23 protein-coding genes are annotated in these 25,392 nt (G+C 65.0%); 2 read left to right on the top strand and 21 right to left on the bottom strand.

Annotated features, from left to right (window positions below):
• Nucleotides 1–319 precede the first annotated feature (319 nt).
• Both BLT64_RS13375 and BLT64_RS13370 read left to right on the top strand, forming a co-directional pair.
• Nucleotides 320–1,690 carry a hemolysin family protein gene (locus tag BLT64_RS13375; protein ID WP_011749383.1) on the top strand — a complete coding sequence of 457 codons (1,371 nt, stop codon included), beginning with the start codon at nucleotides 320–322 and terminating at the stop codon, nucleotides 1,688–1,690.
• Nucleotides 1,687–2,724, top strand: coding sequence for a CNNM domain-containing protein (locus BLT64_RS13370; protein ID WP_011749382.1), 1,038 nt, complete (start codon nucleotides 1,687–1,689; stop codon nucleotides 2,722–2,724). Before BLT64_RS13375 ends, BLT64_RS13370 begins: the two co-directional genes overlap by 4 nt.
• A gap of 648 nt (nucleotides 2,725–3,372) precedes the next feature.
• Here BLT64_RS13370 and hypE read toward each other — a convergent pair.
• From hypE to BLT64_RS13265, 21 genes are all read right to left on the bottom strand, one after another.
• Nucleotides 3,373–4,428, bottom strand: a complete 1,056-nt coding sequence (gene hypE / locus BLT64_RS13365) for a hydrogenase expression/formation protein HypE (RefSeq protein WP_011749380.1) — start codon at nucleotides 4,426–4,428, stop codon at nucleotides 3,373–3,375.
• Between the two features lie 12 nt (nucleotides 4,429–4,440).
• Entirely contained in the window at nucleotides 4,441–5,577 is a 1,137-nt protein-coding gene (hypD, locus tag BLT64_RS13360; protein ID WP_011749379.1) for a hydrogenase formation protein HypD, read from the bottom strand.
• The gene (hypC, locus tag BLT64_RS13355) at nucleotides 5,574–5,858 is read right to left on the bottom strand and encodes a HypC/HybG/HupF family hydrogenase formation chaperone (protein ID WP_011749378.1); all 285 of its coding nucleotides are present in this window, start codon (nucleotides 5,856–5,858) and stop codon (nucleotides 5,574–5,576) included. Before hypC ends, hypD begins: the two co-directional genes overlap by 4 nt.
• 2 nt (nucleotides 5,859–5,860) lie before the next feature.
• Nucleotides 5,861–7,342, bottom strand: a complete 1,482-nt coding sequence (locus tag BLT64_RS13350; RefSeq protein ID WP_011749377.1) for a sigma-54-dependent transcriptional regulator — start codon at nucleotides 7,340–7,342, stop codon at nucleotides 5,861–5,863.
• A gap of 3 nt (nucleotides 7,343–7,345) precedes the next feature.
• The gene (hypB, locus tag BLT64_RS13345) at nucleotides 7,346–8,266 is read right to left on the bottom strand and encodes a hydrogenase nickel incorporation protein HypB (protein WP_011749376.1); all 921 of its coding nucleotides are present in this window, start codon (nucleotides 8,264–8,266) and stop codon (nucleotides 7,346–7,348) included.
• Nucleotides 8,266–8,607: a hydrogenase maturation nickel metallochaperone HypA gene (gene hypA, locus BLT64_RS13340; RefSeq protein ID WP_011749375.1), complete on the bottom strand. Its 342-nt coding sequence runs from the start codon at nucleotides 8,605–8,607 to the stop codon at nucleotides 8,266–8,268. The genes hypB and hypA overlap by 1 nt, the downstream gene beginning before the upstream one ends.
• Nucleotides 8,600–9,502, bottom strand: a complete 903-nt coding sequence (locus tag BLT64_RS13335) for a hypothetical protein (RefSeq protein ID WP_011749374.1) — start codon at nucleotides 9,500–9,502, stop codon at nucleotides 8,600–8,602. Before BLT64_RS13335 ends, hypA begins: the two co-directional genes overlap by 8 nt.
• Complete coding sequence (hybE, locus tag BLT64_RS13330) at nucleotides 9,499–10,350, bottom strand: [NiFe]-hydrogenase assembly chaperone HybE (protein WP_011749373.1); 852 nt, start codon at nucleotides 10,348–10,350, stop codon at nucleotides 9,499–9,501. The genes BLT64_RS13335 and hybE overlap by 4 nt, the downstream gene beginning before the upstream one ends.
• Nucleotides 10,347–11,180, bottom strand: a complete 834-nt coding sequence (locus BLT64_RS13325; RefSeq protein WP_011749372.1) for a hydrogenase expression/formation protein — start codon at nucleotides 11,178–11,180, stop codon at nucleotides 10,347–10,349. The genes hybE and BLT64_RS13325 overlap by 4 nt, the downstream gene beginning before the upstream one ends.
• A 12-nt stretch (nucleotides 11,181–11,192) precedes the next feature.
• Nucleotides 11,193–11,612, bottom strand: coding sequence for a thioredoxin domain-containing protein (locus BLT64_RS13320; protein WP_011749371.1), 420 nt, complete (start codon nucleotides 11,610–11,612; stop codon nucleotides 11,193–11,195).
• A gap of 3 nt (nucleotides 11,613–11,615) precedes the next feature.
• Complete coding sequence (locus tag BLT64_RS13315; protein ID WP_011749370.1) at nucleotides 11,616–11,927, bottom strand: HypC/HybG/HupF family hydrogenase formation chaperone; 312 nt, start codon at nucleotides 11,925–11,927, stop codon at nucleotides 11,616–11,618.
• Nucleotides 11,927–12,544, bottom strand: a complete 618-nt coding sequence (locus tag BLT64_RS13310; protein WP_024844877.1) for a HyaD/HybD family hydrogenase maturation endopeptidase — start codon at nucleotides 12,542–12,544, stop codon at nucleotides 11,927–11,929. The genes BLT64_RS13315 and BLT64_RS13310 overlap by 1 nt, the downstream gene beginning before the upstream one ends.
• Before the next feature lie 256 nt (nucleotides 12,545–12,800).
• Nucleotides 12,801–13,547 (bottom strand): Ni/Fe-hydrogenase, b-type cytochrome subunit, encoded by a 747-nt coding sequence (gene cybH / locus BLT64_RS13305; protein ID WP_011749368.1) that lies wholly within the window; start codon nucleotides 13,545–13,547, stop codon nucleotides 12,801–12,803.
• 4 nt (nucleotides 13,548–13,551) lie between these two features.
• The gene (locus tag BLT64_RS13300) at nucleotides 13,552–14,136 is read right to left on the bottom strand and encodes a HupE/UreJ family protein (RefSeq protein ID WP_011749367.1); all 585 of its coding nucleotides are present in this window, start codon (nucleotides 14,134–14,136) and stop codon (nucleotides 13,552–13,554) included.
• A gap of 15 nt (nucleotides 14,137–14,151) precedes the next feature.
• Nucleotides 14,152–15,945, bottom strand: coding sequence for a nickel-dependent hydrogenase large subunit (locus tag BLT64_RS13295; RefSeq protein ID WP_011749366.1), 1,794 nt, complete (start codon nucleotides 15,943–15,945; stop codon nucleotides 14,152–14,154).
• 3 nt (nucleotides 15,946–15,948) lie between these two features.
• Nucleotides 15,949–17,034, bottom strand: coding sequence for a hydrogenase small subunit (locus BLT64_RS13290; RefSeq protein WP_011749365.1), 1,086 nt, complete (start codon nucleotides 17,032–17,034; stop codon nucleotides 15,949–15,951).
• A 202-nt stretch (nucleotides 17,035–17,236) separates the two neighbouring features.
• Nucleotides 17,237–19,486: a carbamoyltransferase HypF gene (gene hypF, locus BLT64_RS13285; RefSeq protein WP_011749364.1), complete on the bottom strand. Its 2,250-nt coding sequence runs from the start codon at nucleotides 19,484–19,486 to the stop codon at nucleotides 17,237–17,239.
• A gap of 20 nt (nucleotides 19,487–19,506) precedes the next feature.
• Entirely contained in the window at nucleotides 19,507–20,940 is a 1,434-nt protein-coding gene (locus tag BLT64_RS13280; protein ID WP_011749363.1) for a nickel-dependent hydrogenase large subunit, read from the bottom strand.
• Between the two features lie 17 nt (nucleotides 20,941–20,957).
• The gene (locus tag BLT64_RS13275) at nucleotides 20,958–21,947 is read right to left on the bottom strand and encodes an NADH-quinone oxidoreductase subunit B family protein (RefSeq protein WP_011749362.1); all 990 of its coding nucleotides are present in this window, start codon (nucleotides 21,945–21,947) and stop codon (nucleotides 20,958–20,960) included.
• Nucleotides 21,944–23,278 carry a PAS domain-containing sensor histidine kinase gene (locus BLT64_RS13270; protein WP_011749361.1) on the bottom strand — a complete coding sequence of 445 codons (1,335 nt, stop codon included), beginning with the start codon at nucleotides 23,276–23,278 and terminating at the stop codon, nucleotides 21,944–21,946. The genes BLT64_RS13275 and BLT64_RS13270 overlap by 4 nt, the downstream gene beginning before the upstream one ends.
• Nucleotides 23,279–23,839: 561 nt before the next feature.
• Nucleotides 23,840–25,279 carry a DUF6880 family protein gene (locus BLT64_RS13265; protein ID WP_024844881.1) on the bottom strand — a complete coding sequence of 480 codons (1,440 nt, stop codon included), beginning with the start codon at nucleotides 25,277–25,279 and terminating at the stop codon, nucleotides 23,840–23,842.
• Nucleotides 25,280–25,392: the final 113 nt, after the last annotated feature.

Below are 25,392 nucleotides of genomic sequence, written 5' to 3'. Positions count from 1 at the left end.
CCCGCGGGGGACGAAGAGCCTCCTAGTCCAGCGCCTCGATCCTCCGCATCAGAACAGATACCATCGATATCTACGCCCCTGCGCGGATGGCCCGTTCTGCCGGATTGTCGGCAGTGCAGGCGACCGCTGCCCTGCGTTCCTCATGGTTCGCTGCCACGGTGTTTCCCGCCTATCCTCCGATCACCCCGAGGCTTTCCGGGCTCTTGGCGGGATGCCCGCTCGCACGCAACCATGCTCCCCCGACATCTCGTTCACTTGCACTGCACGGGAACCACAGGTCCCTGCGTAGTGCCCCCGACCATGAGACCCCATTCCGCCCATGCTTGAACCGCTCTTACTTCTGCTTGCTGGCCTGCTCGTAATCCTCGTTATCATCGCAGCCGGCGCCTACTTCGTTGCCCAGGAATTTGCCTATATGGCGGTTGACCGCACCCGTCTCGCCGCGCAGGCCGCAAGTGGCGATTTGGCTGCAAAGCGCGCCCTTGCCGTCACGAAGCGCACCAGCTTCATGCTCTCGGGCGCTCAGCTCGGCATCACGGTGACGGGGCTGATGGTCGGCTATGTCGCCGAGCCCTTGGTCGGCAAATCCCTGGGCATGCTGCTGGGCGGTGTTGGCATTCCCGAATCGATAGGGATCAGCGTTGGGACGATCCTTGCGTTGCTCTTCGCCACCATCGTCCAGATGATCTTTGGCGAACTTTACCCCAAGAACCTGGCCATTGCGAATTCAGAACCTATGGCCAAGGCACTGGCGGCCTCGACGACGACCTATCTGTCGCTCTTCGGCTGGCTGATCACCTTCTTCGACAAGGCGGCAAACCTGTTCCTGCGGCTTTTACGGATCGAGCCAGTGCATGACCTCGACGTCAGCGCCTCGGCCAAGGACCTGCCCCATATCATCGCGGACTCCCGCGAAAGCGGCGATCTTCCGGTCGAGCTGTCGCTCATGATGGACCGGATCCTAGACTTCCCCCACCGGGATGCCGAACATGCGATGGTCCCGCGAGCGCAGGCGGACTGGGTCGACCCCGATACCACCATCGCGGAACTGCGCGAGATGATGGCGCATGGCCACACGCGCTATCCGGTCATTGACGATGATGACGTGCCGGTTGGCGTCGTGCATCTGGCCGATATTCTTCCAAAGGTGAATGCCGAGCAACTGGAAGCCACGGCGGCCACGGTGATGCGGCCGGTCGCTATTGTGCCGACGCTGATGCCGCTGCCGGCGGCGCTTGAGACACTGGTCAAATCCGGCAACAAGATGGTTTGCGTCATCGACGAATACGGTGGATTTTCCGGCGTCCTCACCATCGAGGACATCGCCATGGAGGTCGTGGGCGAGATCACCGACGAATTCGACAAAAACGCCATCCAGCCGCTACGCGAAGAGGACGAGGGCGTCTGGGTGATGGAAGGCGATGTTCACCTCGACGAGGTGGAGCGCGCGGTGAACCACGATCTGCCCCGCGGCGATTTCGAGACGATCTCGGGCCTGCTCATCGCGCAGTTGGGGCGCCTGCCCACCAAGGCCGACACGATCCTCGTTGATCTGCCGGCCGACGGTGCCGATGTGGTATCGGATGCCCCCCTGCGTCGCCGCCTTGAGGTGAATGTTCTGCGCATCGCGCGCCATGTGCCAACCCTTGTGCGCGTCAAACTCGTGGATGAGCAGGAGCAAGACCAATGATGACCAATCCGCTTTTCGTCACCTTGGCCACGATTGCCCTGATCATACTCAGCGCCTTTTTCGTGATCATTGAATTTGCCCTGCTTGGTGCGCGCCGCCACCGGCTGGAAGAACGCGCCCCCACCAGCCCTTCGGCCCGTGCTGCGCTACGCGGCATGAATGATCTGACCCTGATGCTGGCGGGCGCTCAACTTGGCATCACGATCACCACCTTTGTCCTTGGCGCGATCACCAAGCCTGCAGTCCACTACGCTCTCGGGCCGCTGCTCCTCGAATGGGGGGCGCCGGGCTGGATCGCCGAGAGCGCCTCGTTCTTTCTGTCGCTCTTGCTGGTCACCTTCCTCCATCTGGTCGTGGGCGAGATGGCACCCAAGTCCTGGGCTATCGCCAATCCCGAAAGGTCGGCGATGGCGGTCGGCGTTCTTGCTCGCGCCTATATCTGGCCACTGCGTCCTGTGCTGCACTGGATCAATGTCATCGCCAACAGGTTGGTGCGGGCGAGCGGCGTAGAGCCGGTCGAGAGCGCAGCGGTGGGCGGTCAGGACGCTGCCACGATCCGGCAGCTTGTCGAGCATTCAGCCGATGTCGGCACGCTGGAGCCGGGCTTGCGACGCCAGCTTTCCGGCTTGATCGATCTGGGCACGATGCCGGTCGAAAGCATCATCTCGGCGGGGCAGACCGTCACCAGGGTCAAACCGGAGGCGACGGTGGCGAAGGTGCGTGACATCGCCTCCCGGACGGCCCACATGCGCCTTCTGACCAATGGCGGTGGCGCGCCGCGGGTGATCCATGTGCGCGATTTGCTGCTCAAACCCGATACGGCCCCGGCTGCAAGCGTGGCACGGCCCGCCTTTACCCTGAAGGCCGGCACACCGATCTACGAGGCACTGGCGAGCATGCGTTCCGCAAGCGTGCAGCTGGCAGTGGTGATGAACGGGGATCAGATCACCGGTGTCGTCACCCTTGCCGACATCCTCCGGCGCGTCCTGCCCGCGTCACCGGCACCCTCCGCGACCACGCGCAGCCCCGCATGATCTGCGGTTGGCGGATGCGCCTCGCCATGGACCGAGGGCGGCAAACCAGTGCGCTCTCGGCAGCATCGTGCCGCAACGTTGTATCCGACGCACCGACCCGGCCCAAAACGGTCATTGGTCACGTTATCGATCGCTGCAATGCAGCTTCCCCAAACCGGCACGGCGGAGGCCGATGTCACGGGGGCATTGAGGAGGAAGCGCGCGGAAATCCATCGGGGCTCGCGGCGACGAAGGATCGGGCCGTTCACAGAAGCCGGATATACGTCCGCAATGGCGAGTTCTGAACCAGAGCCAACCAGACCGTTGCAATCAGGCGAGGTCCATATACATCCATACACGCCCCGACCACCCTCGGCCACTGCAATGACGTGGTTATTCTTCGAAACATTCAATCCGATGGAATGTTCGCTATTCCCCTGCATGGTTAATCCTCCTGGCTTGAGGCGGAGCCTATCGAGTAGCTCTCTTTGAAAGCAGCCAATGCAGGGCGACCACCCGCCACAGTTCAGCCGAAAAAGGACATACGGTTTTACGCCTATGTTGGTGCAGGGTTTTCTCCTCGGTGCAAAAGCGGCCAAATATGACGAAACAGGCTCGCTGCACCCCGTCCGGGCTGCCGAGGTCGCGCAAAGCCGGCAAGGGTCCGTTTCAGCAGATCCGCGGCAGTTGTTCGCCCACGAGGCGGTCGACGATGCGGCGCCCGCCAAAGGAGGTCACCATCTGCACACGGGCCGTATGGGCGCCCCCCTCGGATGCGGCGACGGCGCGGCCGATGATTGCGGCGCCCTGCCCTTCGGGGCGGGAACGCATCGCGCACAGCGCAGCCTCAGCCTCGGCCTCGGGCACGAACAGGACCAAGGTTCCCTCATTGGCAAGATAGAGCGGATCAAGGCCAAGAATTTCGCAGACCCCGCGCACCTCGGGGCGCAGGGGCAGCGCATCTTCCCTGATTTCGATGCCGCATCCTGCCGCCAGCGCCATTTCATTCAGCGCCGCGGCAAGCCCTCCGCGGGTCGCATCGCGGGCGGCTCGGGTGCCGGGGGCGGCGGCCAGCACCGCCTCCATCAGATGCCCAAGCCCCTGACAGTCCGAGACCAGATCCGTCGACAGCGCCAGATCGCCGCGCGCCGCCAGAATGGCCGCGCCATGATCGCCCAGCACGCCATTGACCAGCACGACATCGCCCGGCCTGATCCGCGCCGCAACCAGATCGCGCCCCGCCGGGATCACGCCGACGCCCGAGGTGGTGACGAACACCCCGTCCGCCGATCCGCGCCCGACGACCTTGGTGTCGCCGGTCACGATCCGCACCCCGGCCAGCGCCGCCTCACGCGCCATCGAGGCGACCACGCGCTGCAACAGCGCAATCTCGCAGCCTTCCTCGATAATGAACGCCGCCGACAGCCACAGCGGTCGTGCCCCGCCGACGGCCAGATCGTTCACCGTGCCGCAGACCGCCAGCTTGCCGATATCGCCGCCGGGAAATTCCAGCGGCGTGACCACGAAACTGTCGGTGGTCAAGGCCAGCCGCGCGCCGGGTTCACACAGCGCATCCGCCGTCAGCCGCGCCTGATCCTCGCCCGATCCGGGGCCGAAGGCGGGAAAAAAGACGGTCTCGATCAGATCGGCCATCGCCTTGCCGCCACCGCCATGCGACAGGGTCACATGGCTGTCGCGCAGGGTTCCAAAAGCCATTGCGTTCATGTTCTGCCCGCCCTATTCCGCTGCAACCCGCGCACCGCCATATTGCCAATAGGCCGCACAGGCCCCTTCCGAACTGACCATCAGCGCCCCCAGCGGCATCTCTGGCGTGCAGCCCTTGCCGAAATGCGGGCAGGCCGTAGGTTTGACCCGCCCCGTCATGACGGCGCCACAGGCACAGCCCTCGGGTTCGGGTGCGGGATTGCGCGCCACCGCATAGCCGATGCCGAATTTTTCCTCGGCGTCGAAGGCTGCGTATTTCGGGCGGATGCGCAATCCGCTGGCGTCGATCTCGCCCAGACCGCGCCATTCAAAGCTGGGGCGCCGTTCATAGACATCGGCAATGGCGGCCAGACTAACCGGATTGCCCTCCTCGGGGACCACGCGGGCATATTGGTTTTCGACCTCGGCGCGCCCCTCGGCGATCTGGTCCAGCACAATCAGCACCGATTGCAGAAGATCGGTCGGCTCGAAACCTGCGACGACAAGCGGTTTCTGGAAGTCCCGGGCAATGAAATCATAGGGATGCACGCCGATGACCATCGAGACATGACCCGGCCCGATGAACCCGTCCAGCACCATATGCGGATCCTTCAGCAGGGCGTGGATGGGTTCGGGCACGGTGATATGGTTGCAGAAGACGCTGAAATTGCCCAACCCTTCCCGCGCGGCCTGCTGGATGGCCAGCGCGGTCGAAGGGGTCGTCGTCTCGAAGCCCAGACCAAAGAACACCACGTCGCGTTCGGGGTATTTCCGGGCCAGAGCCAGGGCATCCAGCGGCGAATAGACCATGCGGATATCCGCCCCCGCCGCCCGCGCCTGCAACAGCGATTGCGACCGGCCCGGCACCCTCATCGCATCGCCAAAGGTGGTGAAGATGACGCCCGGACGCCTGGCAATCTGGATGGATTCATCGATCCGCGCACGCGGCAGAACGCAAACCGGACAGCCGGGGCCGTGGATGAATTCCACGCCCTCATGCACCAGTTTGTCCAGACCATAGCGAAAGATCGAATGGGTGTGGCCGCCGCAGATCTCCATGATATGCACCGGCTTTTCGCGGCTGGCGCCGATCTGCTCGGCGCGGCGGGCAATCGCGGCCAGCAGCGCGCGCGCCGCCTTGGGATCGCGGAATTCCGAAGCGAATTTCATCGTGCCATCTCCCGGTCGGCTTCGGCCATCTGTTCAAGCGCCTCTTGCGCCTCGCCCAGTTCATGCAGCGCGGCCAGCGTGCGCGCCGCCTCGTCCTCGTCGATCAGGCTCATGGCGAAACCGACATGGATCAGCACCCAGCGGCCGATCAGCCCCTCGGGCGGCCCCTCGGCCACGCAGGCGATATTGACCTCGCGGCGCACGCCCGAGACCTCGGCCATGGCCATCATCCGCGCGGGATCGGTCATGGCGATGATGCGACCGGGAATTCCCAGACACATGGCTATTCCTCCTCTTCCGGGGTGGCCTGACGCTCGGCCGGGTCCTTGACGCCATAGCGGTCCAGCTTGGCGCGCAGGCCCACCCGCGACACACCCAGCTCGGCCGCCGCGCGGCTTTTGTTCCAGCGATGGCGGGTCAGCGTCTCGCGCAGGATACGCATTTCGATCAGTTCGACCCGCTCTTTCAGGCTGCCGACGCCGGCAAGCACCGCCTGGGTCAGACGGCCGGCGCCATCCTCACCCGGCGGACCCTGCAGGATCGGGCGAGAGATCAGATCGGCGCCCAGAACGCTGTCTTGCGCAAGGATCAGCATCCGGGTGATCTCGTTCGACAATTCGCGCAGATTGCCGGGCCAGTCGTAACTTTCCAGAAATTCCAGCGCGGGCCCGTCAAAACCATGCACCAGCTTGCCATGACGGGCCGCCAGCTCGGCCAGCATGTGCTGGGCCAGCATGGCGATATCGCCGCGCCGAGCGCGCAGGGGCGGCACCGCAATTTCGGCCACCGCCAGAGCGTAATAGAGGTCGGCGCGAAAACGCCCTTCGGTGACCAGAGCCGCCAAATCCGTGCCGGCGCCGGCGATCAGGCGCAGATTGCTGGTCAGCGTCTCTTGCCCGCCGACCGGCGTGAAGCCGCGCCCGGACAGGATGCGCAAAAGCACAAGCTGCAATTCGGGCGTGATGGTCTCGATCCCCGACAGATACAGCGTCCCGCGATCCGCCTTTTGAATCAGGCCGATCCGGCTGGTTCCCCCGGCCACCGCCCCGCGCCGCGCGCCCAGCAGCTCGACCATGACCAGCTCATCGGGCATTCCGGTCAGATCCAGCGCGTAAAAGGGCCGGTCCGCCCTCAGCGAGGCCAGATGCATCGCCTGCGCAAGCTGCTCCTTGCCGGTGCCCTGCTCGCCCGTCAGCAGCACCGGCACATCGAAGGCCGCATAATGCCGCGCCGCATCAACCGTGGCGTTCATGGGCGAGTTGGGCGCACGCAGCACGCTGTCGAAGCCCTGCCCCTGACGCAACGCCCGCCGGCGCTTTTCCAGCCGGGTTTCGGAGGTCGAGGCAAGCCGGCGCATCTCCAGCGCCAGACGTTCATTCTCGCGCGCAAGATGGAAAAGCTGCGCCGCATTGCGCACCGCCATCAGCAACTGGTCGGGATGCCAGGGCTTGGCGATGAACTGATGGATGCCGGCAAGATTGATCGCATCGACGATGGCCGAGGGATCGGTATAGCCGGTTATCAGAAGCCGCACCGTTTCCGGCCAGCGCTCGCGCAGCCCGGTCAGGAACTCCACCCCGGTCTGGCCGGGCATCCGCTGGTCGCAGACCACTACCTGCACCCATTCCTCTTCCATCAGCCGGGCGGCGGCGGCGGCATCCGGGGCGGTCAGGATTTCAAACTCATCCTCAAGCGCCATGCGCATCGCCGAAAGCGAATGCGGCTCGTCATCCACCAGCAGGACAAAGGGGCGCGGCGTGGGCATGGCTCAGGACTTTGTCGCCAGACCGGCACGCAGCCAGTCGATCCAGGCCTGCATCCCCTCGCCGGTGCGGGCCGAAAGGCGCAGGATGTCTATGCCGGGGTTCACCCGCCGCAGGTTGGCCTCATAGACCTCGGGATCGGCATCGCAATGGGGGGCAAGGTCGATCTTGTTCAGGATGGCAAGCCTTGCGGCCGTAAACATATCAGGGTATTTCAAGGGCTTGTCTTCACCCTCGGTCACCGACAGGATCGCGACCTTGGCATCCTCGCCCAGATCAAAAGCCGCGGGGCAGACCAGATTGCCGACATTTTCGATGAACAGCAGCGAGGCCGGTTCCAGCCGCAGCGCATCCATCGCACCGCCCACCATCTGCGCATCCAGATGGCAGCCCTTGCCGGTATTGACCTGCACCGCCCGCGCGCCGGTGGCGCGGATCCGGTCGGCATCGTTCTCGGTCTGCTGGTCGCCCTCGATCACCGCCAGCGGTTGGCCTTCCAGCATCGAGATGGTCCGGCACAGCAACGTGGTCTTGCCAGAACCGGGCGATGAGACAAGGTTGACCGCAAAGGCTCGCAGCGCCGAAAGTACCCGCCGGTTGCCCGCAGCCAACCCGTCATTGCGGGCCAGAAGCGAGGTCTCGACCTCGATCAGCCGCTGCTGCGTCAGGCCCGGCACCGACAGACCCGCCGCGCCCGCGCCGTAGTCGTGATGGTGACCATGGCCCGGCGCATGGTCGTGATGATGGTGGTGGTGATCGCCGGAACCATGGTCATGCGCGTGACCATTCGCGGCATGGCTGTGCCCATGGCCATGGCTGTGATCCTGCGCGTGCTCATGGGCCAGGCCCAGCCGGTGCGCCTCGTCATGGCTGATCTCGCGCCCGTCCACCGTCACCGTGCTGCCGCAACCGCAAATCCCACACATCAGATCACCTCCATATCCCTGATCCGCATTTCGTCCCCCGTCTCGGGCATCAGCCTGCCACCGCCACAAAGGGGACAGGGCGACAGGCGGTCGTCCAATTCCACCTGTTCGGCACAGTCGAAACACATTGCCCGGCCCGGCAGGTCGATCATTTCCAGGACCGCGCCCTCGGCCGGGCTGCCGCGCATGACCACGTCAAAGGCAAAGCTCAGCGCGGCCTTTTCCACCCCGGCAAAGCGCCCGATTTCCAGCCGCATCCGGGTCACGCGGGAAAAACCGTGGCGGCGGGCCTGATCCTCGACAATGCCGCGGATCCCTTCGCAAAGCGACATCTCATGCATGGGGTCCGGCCTCCAGATGCAGAGGGATACAGGGATCAAGGATCATGGCAAGCAAAGGCGCCCGATCAGCCTTGTCTGGCGGAAGTGTCGCAAGGCTGGCCGCCAGCAGCCCGCCCGACATCAGCAGGTGATCGGTGGGCGTACGGCGCGAAAAGCGGGTCACGATGCCGCCGGCCGCGCGCAGTTCAAGCGCGCAGAAGCCACGCGAACAGGGCACCAGCGCCGCCCCTTGTGCCATCCGGCGGGGCGGCGGGAAAGCCCCGCGCGACAGGGCGTCGAGATCGACCAGCCGGGCCAGCAGATGCACCAGAGGCCCGTGACCATATGCGCCCCGCACCGCCATCAGCAGCGGATGTCCGGCATGGCGTGTGGCAAGGCTGTTCTCGACAAGGCCGTCGCCGAACGGATCCGTCATCGCCGGCAGATCGCTGACCGCCTCGCCCGGCGCGAAATGCCCCTGAACCGCCGCGACAAGGCGCGCAAGCGGCGCGGGGCCCGCGCTCCATGCGGCCAGATCACCGGGTCCGGGCAGGCCATCCTGCCCGAAAAGCGCCACCCGCAGCGCGCGCCCCCCCGCCTGCCAGCCCTGCGGCAACGCCAGGGGCGCTAGCCCAAGCTGCGGCGGCAGATGCAGGCACAGCCTGGCCAGATGGTCGCGGATCATGTCGCGGCGCAGATCGTCCAGGGGCGGCAGCGGCAGCCCAAGCGCCAGCGCCATAGCCCATTCCTGCACGGACCGGCACAGGCCGAACAGGGCGGGCAGCATCTGCCTGACCTCATCCACCCTGCGCCCCGTCATCAGCGCATCCACCGCCAGCCCCGCCTGCGCCCCCGGCGCAAGGGCAAGCCCTCCGTCGCGGGGCAAAAGGCGAAAGCTGACGGAGGCAGAGATCATTCCACGCCCCCGGATATCTCCGGATCGTCGCCCTCTGCCGGAGCAGCGGCCAGCCCGCCGGTCAGCAGCGCCCGGCGCGTGGGGCGCGGATTGGGGATCGGTGCATCCGATGCCGGTCCGGCCTCGGACGGCGGTGCAAGCTCGGCCTCGCGGGCGGCGCGAATCTCGGCGGCGCGGTCGGTCCCGTCGCGGTTTTCGGGTTTGAACAGCTCGACCATCACCGCGCGCGCGACCTCGACGGCCTGCAACTGGCTGGTGAAATCCGCCATCGGCGAGAACAGCGAACAGGCCTTGTAAGGGCCGGTCATCTCGCGGCTGTTATGGATGAATTCATATTCGCCCGAGGGAAAGGCGACCACCTCTTTCTCGCCCGCCTTCAGGGCCGACCAGTCCTGATCCTCGCCCGGCAGCCAGATCAGGTTCATGAACCAGGGCGCGATCAGCACCCCCAGAAAGCCGCCCTGCCAGGGACGAAAGGCCATCGCCTCGACATGCAGCGCCTGATTGATGATCGGCACGTCGCGCATCTTTGCGTTGAAGACCTCGCGGAAGTCGGCGACCAGCCGGGCGCAGCGCCGCTCGATCTCGGCCGCGATCCGCATCTCGTCAGAGCCGGGATCCTCGCGCACGATGAACTGTTGCTTCGGCGCGTCGCAGCCGGGACATTTCCAGTCGGCGGGCAAGGCCGCGAACGGCGTGCCGGGCAGAACCTGCCGGTATTCATCCCCCTCGGCCGGGTCATAGCTGGTCCAGCAGATCTTGCATTCCATGATCGCCTGCGGGCTGATCCGGTCATTGGCGCCCAGATAAGACCCCTCGAACCCGCCCCGTGCGGTCTCGACGCTCATCGGATCGCCCCCAGCACTTCACGAATGCGGCCCGCGCTGTCCGCCAGATCCTCGGGCGCGGCCAGCACCACCTCGGGCATGGCGGTCACCTCGAAGGTATCGAGGATCAGCACATCCATCGAGTTGAAGAACTGCACCCGCCACAGACGATCCTGCGCGGTCGCGGTGATGCGGCAATTGCCATAGCCGCGCGACAGGATGGTCACCGACCCCTCGCCCAGAGCCTGATCGAGCCAGAGCAGATCCTCTTCGGTATGCGGAATCAGGGTCAGGTTCACCACATGCAGATCACCGGGGCCACGCCAGGACAGGGATTTGTCCATCAGTTCAGCCAGCAAGGCAGGGGCGTTCACCACCCCCGGCGCGCGCGGGGCCAGGGCCCCGATCGCCGGGCGCTGCGCATGGAACGCCCGCGTCAGGGCAAGCTGCGGCACGGGCGCGACCTCGACCCGGTCGATCCCCTCGGCCTTCAGCACCCAGACCCCGGCAAAGACGCTTTCCTGCACGGCCACCGCCGGCACGCCCCGCGCGCGCAGCGACACCTCGCCCTGACCCAGCGTTTCCGCCATCAGCGCCCGGTTGGCCGCATCCAGCGCGGACAGATCGAACGACACCGGCGCCGCCCCCTGGGCCACACGATCGCAGGCCGCGGCGATCTCGGCCAGCATCGCCAGCGCGGGCGCCAGAGACGCGACATTCCCGACCTCGGGCAGATGCATGTCATAGGTGCGCATCCCGGAGGGCAGCGGCAGCCACTCCAGCCCCTCGCCATCGTCGGGCTGCGATCCGGGGCCGAAACCAACAGGGGGCAGGTGAAAATTCTGGGCCATTGTCTTTGCCTTTCAACCCGGCAGCGAGAGGATGTGGCTGGTGCGGGCGATGTAATCGTCCCAGTCGCGGATCTTCTCGATCGAGCCGAGATAGGAGCCATCGCGGAAGAACAGAAACCCCGGCGTTTTCAGTGCCCTGTGGGTTTCGCGGACCGTTGCTTCGATGGCGTCACCCACCACGGCGCAATCAAAGGCGTTCTGAAAGGCCATGCGCAGTTCCGGCAGGATCACCGCCGCGTCCACCGTCTCCAGATTGCGGGCGGGGTCGCCCGGAACGAACAGGCAATGCAGACCGGGGCTGGCGGTAAACTCTGCGACGTCATGCAGCGAATGCAGGCGTGGCCAGCCGAATTCGGCCTCCAGCCGCGCCAGCAGCGGGTGCAGGGCGCCCCCGCCGGGGCTGTGCAGAATGTCGTGGGAATGGTCATGCATGGGTCAACCCGTTTTGCGGCCTGCGGCCAACGCCGCCTGAAGATGGGACGGAAGCGCCGGGGTGCGACCCTCGAGATCGGCAAAGGCGCCCGAAGCGTCGCCCCCCGCCATGACCGCCCGCAACCCCTGCAATGCCGCCGCGATCCGTGCGGCGCGGTCAGCGTCGATCACCTCATGCGCCGTGCCGAGGAAGGTCAGCACCCAGTCGCCGGCTTGCGCATCGGCGGTCAGGCTGAGGTCGATCAGATCGCCGCCCTCGCTTTGCCCCGCGATGCCGTCGACCTGCGCCAGCCGCATCGGGATGCCCATGCACATCAGCCGGCCCCCGGGAAAAAGCGCGCATCGCCCTCGCGGCAGGCATCAGAGGCGGCGGGGCGGCCCGTCTCATAGGCCTCGCGCCGGATCGCCGGATCCGCAAGCTGACCCGAGGTCGCGCCCTCGCCGGCCTGAACGCACCATTCGGCCAGCTTCGCCAGCGCAATCTCGATGGCAGGCCCGATCTGTGCAGCCACTTCGGGGCGGAGTCCTCCTCCGTAATCCTCCAGTTCGACCGGCTGGCAGCCGATCAGCATCAGCTGCGCCGGACAACGCCCCAGCAGCTGGGCGGTCGCGATCACCTCTTGAAAGCCGGTCTGGTGCAGGCTCATTTTTTTGGCGCCCAGAAAGGCCGGAACCTCGGCCCCTTCGACCAGCTTCAGCGTGCCGGGGGGCAGTCCGTAATCCACCGCGTCAAAGACGATCAGCGCGTCGGCTTCTTCCAGAAAGGGCAGCAGATACAGCCCCTGCGTGCCGCCATCAAGCAGCCTCACCCGTTCGGGCAAGGCATGGCGCGCGGCCATCTCTTCGACGCAGCGCACCCCGAAGCCCTCATCGGCCCAAAGCACATTGCCGATCCCCAGAACAAGGATATTTGCAGGCGCTTCCGCTGGCATCTGCCCCCTCCCCGAACTCCCCGAAGCATTGCTGGCAGGCGGTGCGGTCATGTGCCCCACCCCTATGGGCCGAAAGTATAGCCACCAGTTCCGAAAGCAGAGACAAAAAGTCGCAACCCTCGAAATTCCTTGCAAGATAATGATATAAAAACGAAATCCCGCCAATGCGGGCGGGATTTCGGGATATGGTGCGGCAAGTGACCTGCCGTCTGGCTCTGAAACCGGAAACGATCCTTCCAGTTGCTGCCAGCCGCGTTCAGTCGGGGCGATCATCCTTGAAGGTGCGGTGTCCCGAGATCATCGTCGAGACCATCGACTGGCGCGACATGATGTCTTCGCGGATCGCCACATAGATATGGATGATCATGAAGATCACGATCCACCACATGCCGATATGGTGCAGCGTGTGCAGGCGCTGGGTGTTCTGAACAAGGTCCTGGACCCAGCCGAAGACGGCATAGAACATGCTGTCCTTGCCCGCCCCTTCGGCATACAGCGCAAATCCGGTGACGATCATGAAGGTCAGACCGACCGTCATGAACAGAAACATCGCAAGCTGCGCCAGCGGGTTGTGGCCGACATATTTCTTCGGCTCTTTTTCCAGAAAGAAGTACCAGCGCAGCTCGAACAGTAACTCTCCCCAGAACCGGCGAGAGAAGATCGGCACATAGAAAAGCTGCTTTGCATGGTGGTTGCCGATCAGCGCCCAGTAGATGCGGCCGAAAAAGCCCACCGTCAGGATCATAGCCGCCGCGAAATGGGCAAAGCGGATATAGCCGAAGACGAACTGGTCATAGGCTTCAGCGATCTGCATCGAAGGCGGCGGGCTGCCGATAAGCCAGCCGGTCACGCACAAGACCATGATGCAGGCCGCGTTGATCCAGTGCCAAATGCGAACCGGCGCCTCATAGACATAGACCGAGGTTTGCCGGGTAACCTGATGGGGGGCGCCCAGAGGGCGGCCCTCGAAGATATGGTCATCGCCGGGATGGATGTCGCTCATGGCATCACCCGGCGGCCATCAGGGCAAGGCCCGCCACAGCGATCCCGGTGCCGGTTGCCGCCTGCACCATTCTGGCCGCCGTGGCGTTCGAGATCGTGCGGGCGATGAAAATGCCGACGATATGCAGCGCCGCCGTCGAGATCAGGAAGCCGATCATATAAGCTGCGGCATTGCCGTGGGCCTCGGTCGCGTGGGCATGACCGTGGCATATGGCGAAAAGGGCGATCGCTGCCAGCGAGGCGAAGGTGATCTGGTCAGATTGCCCGCGGCGCGAGAACGCCGTCAGAAGACCGAAGGCCACGACCGACAGCACGATCCAGCTTTCCACCATCGGAATCGGAATACCGGCCCACGAAATCAACGCCCCCACGGCCATCGCGCCCATGAAGGTCGCCGCCCCCAGCCAGAAGCGATGCGGCAGCACGAAGCCCGACCAAAGCCCCACAGCCAGCATCGCCAGCAGGTGGTCCGGCCCAAAGATCGGATGCGAGAGTCCGGCCGTGAAGCCCGAGGTCTCTCCCACCCCGGTATGGGCCAGAACGGGTGAGCCCATGAGTGCGGCCAGCGCGGCCAGCATCAGTTTTTTCATTGGATCGTCCCTTTCTCAGCGAATTTTGACGGCGGCAAGCTCGTCACCATCCGGTGACATGACATGGGTAGAGCAGGCCAGGCAGGGGTCGAAACTGTGCAGCGTGCGCAGGATTTCGACCGGCTCATCCGGGCGCTCCATGGGCGTGTTCATCAGGCTGGCCTCGAAGGCACCGATATTGCCCTGGCTGTCGCGGGGCGAGCCATTCCAGGTGGTCGGCACCACGCATTGGTAATTCTCGATCCGGCCGTCCTTGATGCGGATCCAATGGCCAAGCGCGCCGCGCGGTGCCTCGGTCATGCCGACGCCCTTGGCCTCTTTCGGCCAGGTCGAAGGATCCCATTTCTCGACATTGGCGGTGCTTTGATCGCCATTCTTGATGTTCCGCACCATCTTGTCGAAGAAATGCCGTTGCAGGCGCCCGCAATATTCCGATTCCAGCGCCCGCGCCGCCGTGCGGCCCAGAGTCGAGAACAGCGCCTCGAAGGGCAAATCCATGGTTCTCAACAGGCCATCGACCTGATTTTTGATGTCCTCATGCCCCTTGGCGTAGCCGATGATATAGCGCGCAAGCGGGCCGACCTCCATCGCGTGACCTCGCCAGCGCGGCGCCTTGATCCAGGAATATTTCGCGGATTCATCCAGCTGTTCGATGCGAGTTTTCGTGCCCTTGTGGTTCGGCCCCAGCTCGAATTTCGGATTGGTTTCACCATCCCAGGGATGCAGGCCGCGGCCCGGATCGCCATACGAATACCAGGAATGGTCGACGAATTCCTGCACCTGCTCGGGGTCGCGCGGATCGACGTCATGCACCTCGTTGAGATTGCCGTTGATGATCGCGCCGCGCGGCAAATGCAGTTGCTCGGGCGAAAAGTCATTCGGGTTCTCGGGAATGTCGCCATAGGCCATGACCGCCTGCGACGACAGCCCGCCCCCGTAAAGCCAGCTTTTGTAAAAGCCGCCGATGGCGATCACATCGGGAATATAGACGTTCTTGTTGAACTCGTCGCACAGATCAATGATCGAGGAGACGAGGTTCAGCCGCTCCATATTGATCGCGCCGACAGATCCGGTGCCGTCGATATTGATCGGGCATGGCACCCCGCCCACCAGCCAGTTCGGATGCGGGTTCTTGCCGCCAAAGATCGTATGGACCTTGACGATTTCCTTTTGCAGATCAAGCGCCTCCAGATAGTGAGTCGTCGCCATCAGATCGGCTTCGGGCGGCAGAAGATAGGCCGGATTGTCCCAATAGCCGTTCTTGAACAGCCCCAGTTGCCCGGATTCGACGAATTTCTTCAGCCGGTTCTGCACATCGCGGAAATAGCCCGGCGATGACATCGGATGCGAGGGCGAGACCATCTGCTGCAATTCGCTGGTCGCCTTGGGGTCGGCGCGCAGGGCATTGACCGGATTCACCCAGTCCAGCGCATGCAGGTGATAGAAATGCACGATATGATCGTGGATCTCCAGCGCCAGCTGCATCATGTTGCGGATCGAGTTGGCATTGTCGGGGATCATGATCCCAAGCGCATCCTCGACCGCGCGCACCGAGGTCAGCGCATGCGTGCCAGTGCAGACGCCGCAGATCCGCTCGACAAAGGCCCAGGCGTCGCGCGGGTCGCGCCCTTTCAGGATGACCTCCAGCCCGCGCCACATCGTCCCGGTCGAGACCGCGTTGCGGATGACACCCTGATCATCCACGTTGACCTCGCAGCGCATATGCCCTTCGATCCGGGTGACCGGGTCCACCACGATGCGGCGCCCGGAATTGTCGAGGGTATAGCCATTCGGCGTGTTGATCGTCATGGCCTAGGCCTCCACCTTGTCCTGGGTCTTCTTCTGCGCCCGTTTCAGCGCCGAAATCGCGGCATGGACCGCGACGGCCCCACCGACTGCACCCGCCGCGATGCCGCCCAGCTTGTCGGCATTGGCCTCGACCCCGAAGGCCTTGATATTGGTCAGCCGGTCATAGAACGAACCCTGATCCCAGAACCCGTCTTCGGAACAGCCGATGCAGCCATGGCCCGACTGGATCGGAAACGAAACGCCCTCGTTCCAGCGCACGGTCGAGCAGGCGTTATAGGTGGTCGGGCCCTTGCAGCCCATCTTGTAAAGGCAATAGCCCTTCTTGGCGTTTTCGTCGTCCCAATGCTCGACAAACTGGCCGGCGTCGAAATGCGGGCGGCGATAGCATTTGTCGTGGATGCGCTGGCTGTAGAACATCTTCGGCCGGCCCTGACGATCAAGCTCGGGCATGCGGTCGAAGGTCAGCATATAGGTGATGACGCCGGTCATCACCTCGGCGATGGGCGGGCAGCCCGGCACCTTGATGATCGGCTTGTCGAGGATGACCTTGTGGACCGGCGTCGCCCGCGTCGGGTTCGGCGCGGCCGCCTGGACGCAGCCATAGGACGCGCAAGCCCCCCATGAAATGATCGCCTTGGCGTCCCTGGCCGCATGGCGCAGCTTTTCGACAAATGGCTTGCCGCCGGTGATGCAATACATCCCGTCTTCGTTCAACGGCGGGTTTCCCTCGACGGCAAGGATATACTGGCCCTTGTATTTCTGGATGGTGTCCTTGAAGGCCGCCTCGGCGGCATGGCCGGCAGCGGCCATCAGCGTATCGTCATAGTCAAGGCTGATCATCGACAGCACGACATCCTTGGCCAGCGGATGGGCCGAGCGGATGAAGCTTTCCGAGCAGCAGGTGCATTCCAGACCATGCACCCAGATCACCGGCGTGCGGGGCTTGGTTTCCATCGCATGGGCGATTTTGGGCACGAAAGCCGGGCCAAGGCCAAGCGCCGCTGCTGTCAGCGAGCAGTATTTCATGAAACTGCGGCGGGTGATCCCCTGCCGGCGCATAACATCGTAGAAAGTCTCGATTTGCGACAAGACGTCCTCCTCCTCTCAGCCTGGCGGCCCGGCTGCGCGGACCTTCGCGTGGTCTTTCAAGGCATGCCAAGGCAGGAGGGCCCAGGGCAATGACAGAATGTCGCAGATGGAGAATTACATTTTCTTAAACATTTTCAATGCCATGAGATATTTTCAACATTGGCCGGATGGCCAGCATCCAGCCAGAGGACGCGCCTGACGGTTACAAGCTTTTCGCCGCAGCCATATGCTGCGCCGCAGCAACCAGAGCCTGACCGAAAGCAAGCCCTCCGTCATTGGCCGGTATCTGGCGATGCAGCAAGACCGGCAGACCATCCAGCGCCGCCAGACATTCGCGCAAAAAGAAAGCATTCTGAAGCACACCGCCCGACAGGGCCACCGCCTGCGCTCTGCCGCTCTGGACCAGCGCGCGGGCCGGCGCGCAGAAGGCACGCGCCAGCCCGGCATGAAAGGCCCCCGCCATTTCGCCCGGATCGCGCCCTGCCGCCAGATCGGTGGCGGCGGCGCGAAACATCGGCGCGGGGTCAATCACCCCCCCATCCCGGCAGTCAAACGGATAGGGCGAAGCAGGGCACGCCATGGCCTCCAGCCGCATCGCGGCCTCGCCCTCGTAACTCTGCGCCCCGGCAAAGCCCGCAAGCGCCGCAAAGGCATCGAACAGCCGCCCGGCCGAGGATGATTGTGGCGCATTCACCCCCGCACGGGCCGCCTGCCGCAGAAGAGCGCGGGGCGCGGCCGGGAAAAGCCGATCCGCCACGGCTGAAAGCCCCGCCTGATCCAGACGCGCCAGCGCATTGCGCCAGGGCTCTCGACTGGCGCTGTCGCCGCCCGGCAAGGGGGCGGGGGCCAGATGCGCGACGCGCTCGAACCCGGTATAATCGCCCAGCAACACCTCGCCGCCCCAGATCGCGCCTTCCGGTCCAAGGCCAAGCCCGTCCATCACGATCCCCGCCACCCTGCCGCCGTCCAGTGGCCAGAGATTATCGCCAAGACACGAGGCCAGATGCGCATGATGGTGCCAGACCCGGATCAGCGGCAGGCCCGCGCCTTCGGCCGCTATCGTGGCGCGATAGCCCGGATGCGGGTCACAGGCGGCCAGTTCGGGGGCATGGTCGAACAGGGCCGCCAGATCGCGCAGGGTGCGGTCGTATTCCAGCGCGGTCTCGGCATCGTCCAGATCGCCCAGATGCTGCGACACCATCGCCTGACCGTTCTTGGTCAGGCAGATCGCCGCCTTCATCTGACCACCAAAGGCCAGCACCCGAGGCGCTCCGTCAAACCCCGGCGGCAGGGGCAGCGTGCCCGGCACCCGCCCACGGGCGCGGCGGATCACCATTGGCGGATCGGCGCGCTCGACCCCGTCATCCAGCCGCCGCGCAATCTCGCGGTTGTGCATCAGGAAACCATCGGCAAAGCGCGCCAGCGCCTTGCGCGCCTCGTCATTGCCGGTGACCTGCGGGGCGCCCGAAAGATTGCCCGAGGTCATCACCAGCATCCCCCCGAAAGCGGCAATCAGCAGGTGATGCAGAGGCGTATAGGGCAGCATGACGCCAAGCGCGCGCATCCCCGGCGCCACATCCTCGGGCAATGTGCCCCGGGCGGGCACCAGCACCACCGGCGCCGCCGGGTCGCGCAACAATCGCCAGCAAGCCTCGGACGGCGTCGCATGGGCGCAGATCATCGCCTCGGTCCCCATCAGGGCAAAGGGCTTCGACGGCCGCCTTTTGCGCGCCCGCAACAGCGCCACGGCCCTGGCATCGGCCGCATCGCAGGCAAGGTGAAAGCCGCCCAGCCCCTTGACCGCGACGACCTGCCCCGCCTTCAGCGCCGCCACCGCCAATGCGACCGGATCGCCCGCGACCTCTTTTCCCCCGGCCTCATACCACAGGTTTGGGCCGCAGGCCGGGCAGGCGATGGGTTGCGCGTGAAAGCGACGGTCGGCGGGATCGGCATATTCGGCGGCACAATCGGGGCAAAGATCAAAGCCCGCCATCGTGGTTCGCGCCCGGTCATAGGGCAGTTCGCGCAGGATCGTATAGCGCGGCCCGCAATGGGTGCAGTTGGTAAAGGCATAGCCCTGCCGCCTACCGGGCGCAAAGACCTCAGCCCGGCATTCCGGGCAGGTCGCGGCATCGGGCGTGACCCGCGTTTCGGCGCCTGTGCCCGTGCTGGCCACGATGGAAAACCCCTCGGGCATCGCGGCAAAAACCTGTGGCACGGCCTCGATCGCGTCGATTCTGGCCAGAGGCGGCCTATCCGCGCGCAAGGCCGCGATGAAGTCGCCGCAATCCTGCGCGACCAGACGGATCAGGACCCCTTCGGCATCGTTCAGAACTTCGCCGCGCAACCCTGCCGCCCGCGCCAGCCGCCAGACAAAGGGCCGGAAGCCGACCCCCTGCACCTGCCCGCGCACCCGGATGGCGAAGCCCTGTTCCATGGTCGGCAAAGTCATGTCCGGCGGGCACTCCTTCCTCAATGCACGGTGCACACCATGCACGGATCAAAGCTGCGCACCACATGCTGCACGCTGAGCGGGGTCGTCTCGCCCGGCTGCACCACAAGCCCCTCAAGCGCCGCCTCGACCGGGCCGGGCACGCCGCCGGCGTCGCGCGGGCTGAAGTTCCAGGTGGTCGGAGCGACGATCTGATACGAGGCGATCCGCCCGCCTTCGATCCTCAGCCAATGGCCAAGCGCGCCGCGCGCGGCCTCGACCAGCCCTTCGCCGATCCCGTCGCTGATTTTCAGGGGGCCGGCCATGAAGCGGGCCTCGGGCACGATCCCGCGCGCCAGATCCTCCATCAGAACCTGACTGCGCGCCAGTTCCAGCAAACGCCCCGCCACCCGCGCCAGCACCCCGCCGCCGCCATCGCGGACCAGATCCAGCGCCAGCGGATGGCCGTCGATCACCTGCCGGGCCAGCGCGCCGGTTTCCATGGTGCGCCCGGCCAGTCTGGGGGCCTTGCACCAGCTATAGGCGGTGTCGCGCATATCCTCGTCGGGATCGGTCACGCCCTGGGCCGGATGAGCCGCAGGCCCCAGCATCCAGCTATGCGACAAATCCTCGCTGATCGCCGCGATGTCGAGAGGCTGCGCCCCGCCATCCCAGATGCCGGGGGCAAAGCCGTGGCCACCCTCCAGCGGATAGGCGCCAAAGGACAGATAGCGCCCCGAGCCGCACCCCAGATCCGCCAGATTCAGATCGGCGGCGATGCGCAGGAACAGGCCGGCATCGCCCCCTTGCCATCCCATCAGCGCCGGGACCGAGGAAAGGGCCGCGAAATCCTCGACCGCTGCCCCGAAGACCGTATCTTCCAGATAGCGGCGAAAGGCCGTCAGGCTGGCCAGAATACGCAGCCGGTCGCGTTCGGACGGGGCGCGCGTGACACCACCGGGCTGGATCGCCAGGGTATGCGGCCATTTCCCGGCCATCAGCCCAAGGACATGCATCAACCCCGCCCGCGCCTCGACCGCGCGTTTCAGGGCCGATCCCTCCATCGCCGTGAACCGGGCCACCGCCCGATCATACCAGCCCCGCGCCTGATATTGGGGTCTGGTGAAATCAGGCATGAAGAACAGGTTGAAATGCGTCAGATGGTCCGAGACATTCTCGACCGCGTGGATCAGCGCAGCCATCCGCTCTCCTTGCGGTTCGGGGACCTCGCCCACTGCCATGGCCAGAGCCCGCGCCGCCGCCGCCGACTGGCTGATCGAGCAGATACCGCAAATCCGCGGCACGATGGTCAGCGCGTCGCGCGGATCCTTGCCAGGCAGCATACGCTCGAACCCGCGATAAAGCGGCGAGTTGATCCGCGCCGCGCTGACCCGCCCCTCTGCGATGTCCAGCCGGATCTCCAGATCGCCCTCGACCCGGTTGAACGGACCGACGATCAACTGCCCCTGCCCCATCTCGCCCCCTGCCCCGCTCATCGGGGTTTTCTCAGCGTCGGCGGGGTGACGATACGATCGGCCACGGCATTCTTCGCGATCCGCTCGGGCGTGGCGGCCTTGGACAGCGAGGCCAGCGCCATGAACCAGGCCTTGGGCATATCGGTCGGCAGGCCAACCGGAATGCCGGCGATCTTGGGCGTGGCGGTGAACAGGTGGCGCGGCTCTTCGAATTCCGGCGCGGTGCAGTTGATGCAGGGATATCCGCCGCGCGTGCAACTGCCCTGACCATTCCAGGGCCGGATATTGCAATCGCCCACCGCCTGTGTGCCGATACAGCCCAGATGCTCCATCATGCAGCCCATTTCCGACAATGCGCGCGCACTGGCCTTGTATTCGTAGAACTCGTTCTTCGGGCAGGCATGATGGACCAGATGATCGGCATAGAACCGGGGCCGGCCAAGCGCATCCAGATCCGAGGCCCCCAGCCTGCCCGCCACCAGCATCAAAAGCGTCTCGGTCACCCAATCGGGATGGGTCGGGCAGCCGGCGATATTGATGACCGGCAGGCCGGCACGGGCGCGGAACGTCGCCGGCAGGGCGCCGCCCGGATGGGCGCCGTCATATTGCACCCCCACCGCATCCGAGGGGTTGCCCCCTGCCGTGGTCACGCCGCCATAGGTCGCACAGGTGCCCACCGCCACCACATGGGCCGCCAGCGGCGCCAGATCCCGCAACCAGTCCAGCAACGGACGCCCGGTGCCCGACAGGATCTGATAGCGTCCGGTGCCACGCGGCCCGCGCGCGATCGCGCCCTCGACGCAGAGAATATCCAGCGGCACCTCGCCCGAAACAAGGCCGGCCAGAATCCCGCGCACCTCGGTGCCGCTTTCAAGGCTCAGCGCCGGATGCCACAGGAAGGTCAGCCCCGCCCCGGCAAGCAGGTCAAAGACATTCGGCCCCTCGGCACATAGCAGCGACATGGTACAGCCACCGCAACCGGCGCTTTGCAGCCACAGAATGTTCATGCGCCATCTCCTGCCAGCGGCAGTTCCAGCCGAAACAGCGCGCCACCACCGGAGGCGGGGCTGTAACTCAGCCTGCCGCCATGATCCTCGGCGATCTTGAGGCTGATCGACAGGCCAAGCCCGGTGCCTTTCCCCACGGGTTTCGTGGTGAAGAACGGGTCAAAGATCATCGCGGCCGTCGCCTCGTCGATGCCCGGACCGTTGTCGTGGATGTCCAGCACGCCACGGCCTTCCTCGCGCATGATCCGCAAGGCGATCTGCGGGGCTGCGGTTTCCGAAACCGCATCCAGCGCGTTCTGCACCAGATTCATCACCACCTGCTGAATATGGCCCGTATGCCCCAGAACCATCACCGGCCCTTCGGCATGGATCTCGGGCACGGTGCTGTGGCCGGCCCCGCGCATGATCCAGAAGGCGGCGGTGCGGGCGATCTCGACCAGGTCGAAGGCCGCCATCTCTCCGCCCCCGTCCGAGGACAGGCGGCGCAGATCCTCGACGATATCGCGCACTCTTTCGGCCCCCTCGCGGGCGCCCTGCACCGCCTCGCGCAGGTTGCGCAACTCGCGGTCCAGCCGCAATTCCTCCCGCAGGCGGACCAGTTCATCCCTGTCTGCCCCGGCCTGAACCCGCTCGAAATAGGTCTCAAACTTGGCGGCATAGCGTTCCAGCGCATGGGCATTGGCATAGACAAAGCTGATCGGATTGTTCAGCTCATGCGCCACCCCGGCCAGCAAACGCCCCAATGAGGCCAGCTTCTCGCCATGGACCAGCTGCGCCTGAGCGGCCTTCATCTCGGCATGGCTGCGTTCAAGCTGGGCATAGGCGCGGCGCAATTCCCCCACCGGACGCCCCGTCAGCACCAGCCCCTCGATCCGGCCGCGATCATCGAGGCGCGGCGACAGGACCGCCTCGACCGGGGCCGGCTCACGCGAACTCACAAGCGAAAGCTCCATCCGCCCCGGCGCCCGCGTGCGCGCAATCTCCGCAATCAGGGCCGAAAGACCCGCGCGATCCTCTTCGCGCACCAGATCCGCCACGCTCCGGCCGACCAGGGCCGCGACAGGCAGCCCGGTGCAGACACAGGTCGAGGCATTGACCTCATCCACCCGCCCGTCGCGATCCAGCACGATCAGCACATCGGAAACCGAGGTGATGACCGAGGACAGGAACTGACGCAGCGCCTCAAGCTCGCGGTTCTGGGCCTCAAGCCGCTCCTGATGTTCGATCAGCTCGGCATAGGTGCGATCCACCGCAATCAGCACATCGGACCAGGCCGCATCCGTCAGCGCAGCACCCGCCCTGTCGTCCTTTGCGTCCATTGCCCGTGGCATCTGCAATCCTCTTCCCCTCCTTGCGCATCTTTCCATCCTGCATGTCAAGCCTGGTAGTATCCCAAGCCTATGCTGCACCCGGGCGACGGACTACGACTTATCTGCGCTCGCTGGCCTTCTCGCGGACGCATCAAGCGTCAGGAACCCATCAATTCAATGAAGTGGGGTCATCAATTACCCGTCGACGACTTCCATCACGTCAATGTGACCCCGCCGATCTTGCGACGTGGTTTCCGCGCGACTGCTTCCGATATGCTTCCGGAGCGTTTTGGGCTCAAATGCGAAAGGCCTCCCGAAGGAGGCCTAATGCACTGATATCTATCAGGATTTCTGGTTGCGGGGACAGGATTTGAACCTGTGACCTTCAGGTTATGAGTCGTGTCAAACCAAACACGATCAGGCGCGACGAATCGCGTTTTCTTTCGCATATCCTGCCAGTTGCGAGATAGGGCCACAAGCCCAAACTGCGCGCGGATTGTCAGGATTGCGCAGCGGTTTTTCCCCTCGTGCTTCCACCATGCTTCCATTGGGTGGCGGAATGATTTTCCGGTAGCACGTCCATCATCCGTCCATCCGCGACCAGAAGCCGGTCTTCTTGCCATGCTCGGTCTTCAGGCGCGCGGCATAGGCAGGGTGCGGCTCGACCAGTCCGAAGTCCTCGATCCGTCCGGCCAGGTCGGCACAGGTTGCCAAATGCTGGGCGGCATAGCCATAACGCTTCTGCCTCCCTTGGATCAGCGTGAAATCGATCATCGCCCGAAGCGCCACCGTCGCGGCGAGCGGATGCTTCTCGGCCAATGTCTCTGCCGCCGGGGCGAGGAATTCGTAGTGATCGCCGTCGACCTCGTCCTGCCGGTCGATCAGCATTCGCGCGGCGTGGCCAAGCGATGGCCAATTCAGAAAGAAGGCCAGTGCAGCCAGCAGGTCGGGATGGCCAGCAGCATGCGCCATCGCGCGTTCCTCGGCCTCGATGTCGTCGAAATCCGGCAGACGCTTCAGATAGGCCCGCAGATGCTCGCCCGACAGGTCGCGCTCGAAACACGCCCAGCGGAATGCCTGCGCCTCGTCTTTCCGGTCGAGCGCCTCCAGCACGGCAAGTCGGGCGTCCTGCCACTCGGGCGGGATCCAGCGCGCCTTGTCCACCTCAGCCCGCTCGATGAAACCAAGCGCGTCCCCTGCCCTGCCCGCCGCCAGCAAGCGCTGCGCGATCTCGGCCGCGATCTTTGGCACCTTGCGGGTCTTCGGGTCGTACTGGGCGATGAAGCCATCGACGTCGCCCTGCACGTCGGCGATGTCCTTCAGCGCCATCTCGACCGTACTCTGCCGCGCGCGTTCCTCCATCTCGTGGGCGTAGCGCGTGCCGCCGCTGCCCCAGCCGACAGCCTGCCATTCGCTCTTTGGCGGCACCGGCACCGGCGTGCGGCCGAGTTCCTCGACCAGTGTCTTCAGATGCGCGACGCCCTCGGGGCCCAGCGCCGGGGCAATCATGGCAATCAAACCATCATACTGACCAAAGCCGTTGTCCTGCAGCGCGTCGAGAACCTGCCGCGCCAGCGCCTCCGGCGCCGCACCCGCCGCCTTCGCCACCTCGCCCAGATCGGCGCAGGCCTGATGGAAGATGTCGATGACGGTGCCGCTGCTGTCGTCGCAGCGTTCGAACACCGGCGTGGCCAGTCCCATGAACCGCCACAGAAGCGCCAGCGCCTCACCCGGATCATGCGGGGCGATCTGTTCCATGATGGCGCTACGCTGGGTCTGAAGATCCTTCACCAGCGGCTTGCGGTTCTGCCAGTTCACGAAGGTCCGGGCCTTCGCGATGCTGGTCAGCCGCTTGGTGATCTCCCGCGCCGCTTCCCTCGGCCCTTCCGCCCCGGCGAGAGCCAGCCGCAGCTGGCGCTTGGCTGCGGCATCGCCGGTGCTGATCTCGATCAGCAGCTGCGCCAGACGCTCAGCGCCGAGCGTCTCCAGGTTCTTTGCATTGAGGGTGGATTTCGATGCCATCGGGATTCCGTTTCTTTTCGCGGACCTTAGCAGCGCTGTCGAAAGACCGGAACCTGCGTTCTGATTCGTGCGGACCATCCTTTCCGCCCACGACTGCAATTCAGCCCCTGCGT

Source organism: Paracoccus denitrificans (assembly GCF_900100045.1).
In the GTDB taxonomy this organism is placed as follows: Bacteria; Pseudomonadota; Alphaproteobacteria; order Rhodobacterales; family Rhodobacteraceae; genus Paracoccus; species Paracoccus denitrificans.
This window is presented reverse-complemented; position numbering and strand designations above follow the sequence as displayed.

Bases quoted from the DNA above. Each gene is read 5' to 3' on its own strand.
- BLT64_RS13375 (WP_011749383.1), top strand. From the start codon at position 320: ATGCTTGAACCGCTCTTACTTCTGCTTGCTGGCCTGCTCGTAATCCTC.
- BLT64_RS13370 (WP_011749382.1), top strand. From the start codon at position 1,687: ATGATGACCAATCCGCTTTTCGTCACCTTGGCCACGATTGCCCTGATC.
- hypE (WP_011749380.1), bottom strand. From the start codon at position 4,428: ATGAACGCAATGGCTTTTGGAACCCTGCGCGACAGCCATGTGACCCTG.
- hypD (WP_011749379.1), bottom strand. From the start codon at position 5,577: ATGAAATTCGCTTCGGAATTCCGCGATCCCAAGGCGGCGCGCGCGCTG.
- hypC (WP_011749378.1), bottom strand. From the start codon at position 5,858: ATGTGTCTGGGAATTCCCGGTCGCATCATCGCCATGACCGATCCCGCG.
- BLT64_RS13350 (WP_011749377.1), bottom strand. From the start codon at position 7,342: ATGCCCACGCCGCGCCCCTTTGTCCTGCTGGTGGATGACGAGCCGCAT.
- hypB (WP_011749376.1), bottom strand. From the start codon at position 8,266: ATGTGTGGGATTTGCGGTTGCGGCAGCACGGTGACGGTGGACGGGCGC.
- hypA (WP_011749375.1), bottom strand. From the start codon at position 8,607: ATGCATGAGATGTCGCTTTGCGAAGGGATCCGCGGCATTGTCGAGGAT.
- BLT64_RS13335 (WP_011749374.1), bottom strand. From the start codon at position 9,502: ATGATCTCTGCCTCCGTCAGCTTTCGCCTTTTGCCCCGCGACGGAGGG.
- hybE (WP_011749373.1), bottom strand. From the start codon at position 10,350: ATGAGCGTCGAGACCGCACGGGGCGGGTTCGAGGGGTCTTATCTGGGC.
- BLT64_RS13325 (WP_011749372.1), bottom strand. From the start codon at position 11,180: ATGGCCCAGAATTTTCACCTGCCCCCTGTTGGTTTCGGCCCCGGATCG.
- BLT64_RS13320 (WP_011749371.1), bottom strand. From the start codon at position 11,612: ATGCATGACCATTCCCACGACATTCTGCACAGCCCCGGCGGGGGCGCC.
- BLT64_RS13315 (WP_011749370.1), bottom strand. From the start codon at position 11,927: ATGTGCATGGGCATCCCGATGCGGCTGGCGCAGGTCGACGGCATCGCG.
- BLT64_RS13310 (WP_024844877.1), bottom strand. From the start codon at position 12,544: ATGCCAGCGGAAGCGCCTGCAAATATCCTTGTTCTGGGGATCGGCAAT.
- cybH (WP_011749368.1), bottom strand. From the start codon at position 13,547: ATGAGCGACATCCATCCCGGCGATGACCATATCTTCGAGGGCCGCCCT.
- BLT64_RS13300 (WP_011749367.1), bottom strand. From the start codon at position 14,136: ATGAAAAAACTGATGCTGGCCGCGCTGGCCGCACTCATGGGCTCACCC.
- BLT64_RS13295 (WP_011749366.1), bottom strand. From the start codon at position 15,945: ATGACGATCAACACGCCGAATGGCTATACCCTCGACAATTCCGGGCGC.
- hypF (WP_011749364.1), bottom strand. From the start codon at position 19,486: ATGACTTTGCCGACCATGGAACAGGGCTTCGCCATCCGGGTGCGCGGG.
- BLT64_RS13280 (WP_011749363.1), bottom strand. From the start codon at position 20,940: ATGGGGCAGGGGCAGTTGATCGTCGGTCCGTTCAACCGGGTCGAGGGC.
- BLT64_RS13275 (WP_011749362.1), bottom strand. From the start codon at position 21,947: ATGAACATTCTGTGGCTGCAAAGCGCCGGTTGCGGTGGCTGTACCATG.
- BLT64_RS13270 (WP_011749361.1), bottom strand. From the start codon at position 23,278: ATGCCACGGGCAATGGACGCAAAGGACGACAGGGCGGGTGCTGCGCTG.
- BLT64_RS13265 (WP_024844881.1), bottom strand. From the start codon at position 25,279: ATGGCATCGAAATCCACCCTCAATGCAAAGAACCTGGAGACGCTCGGC.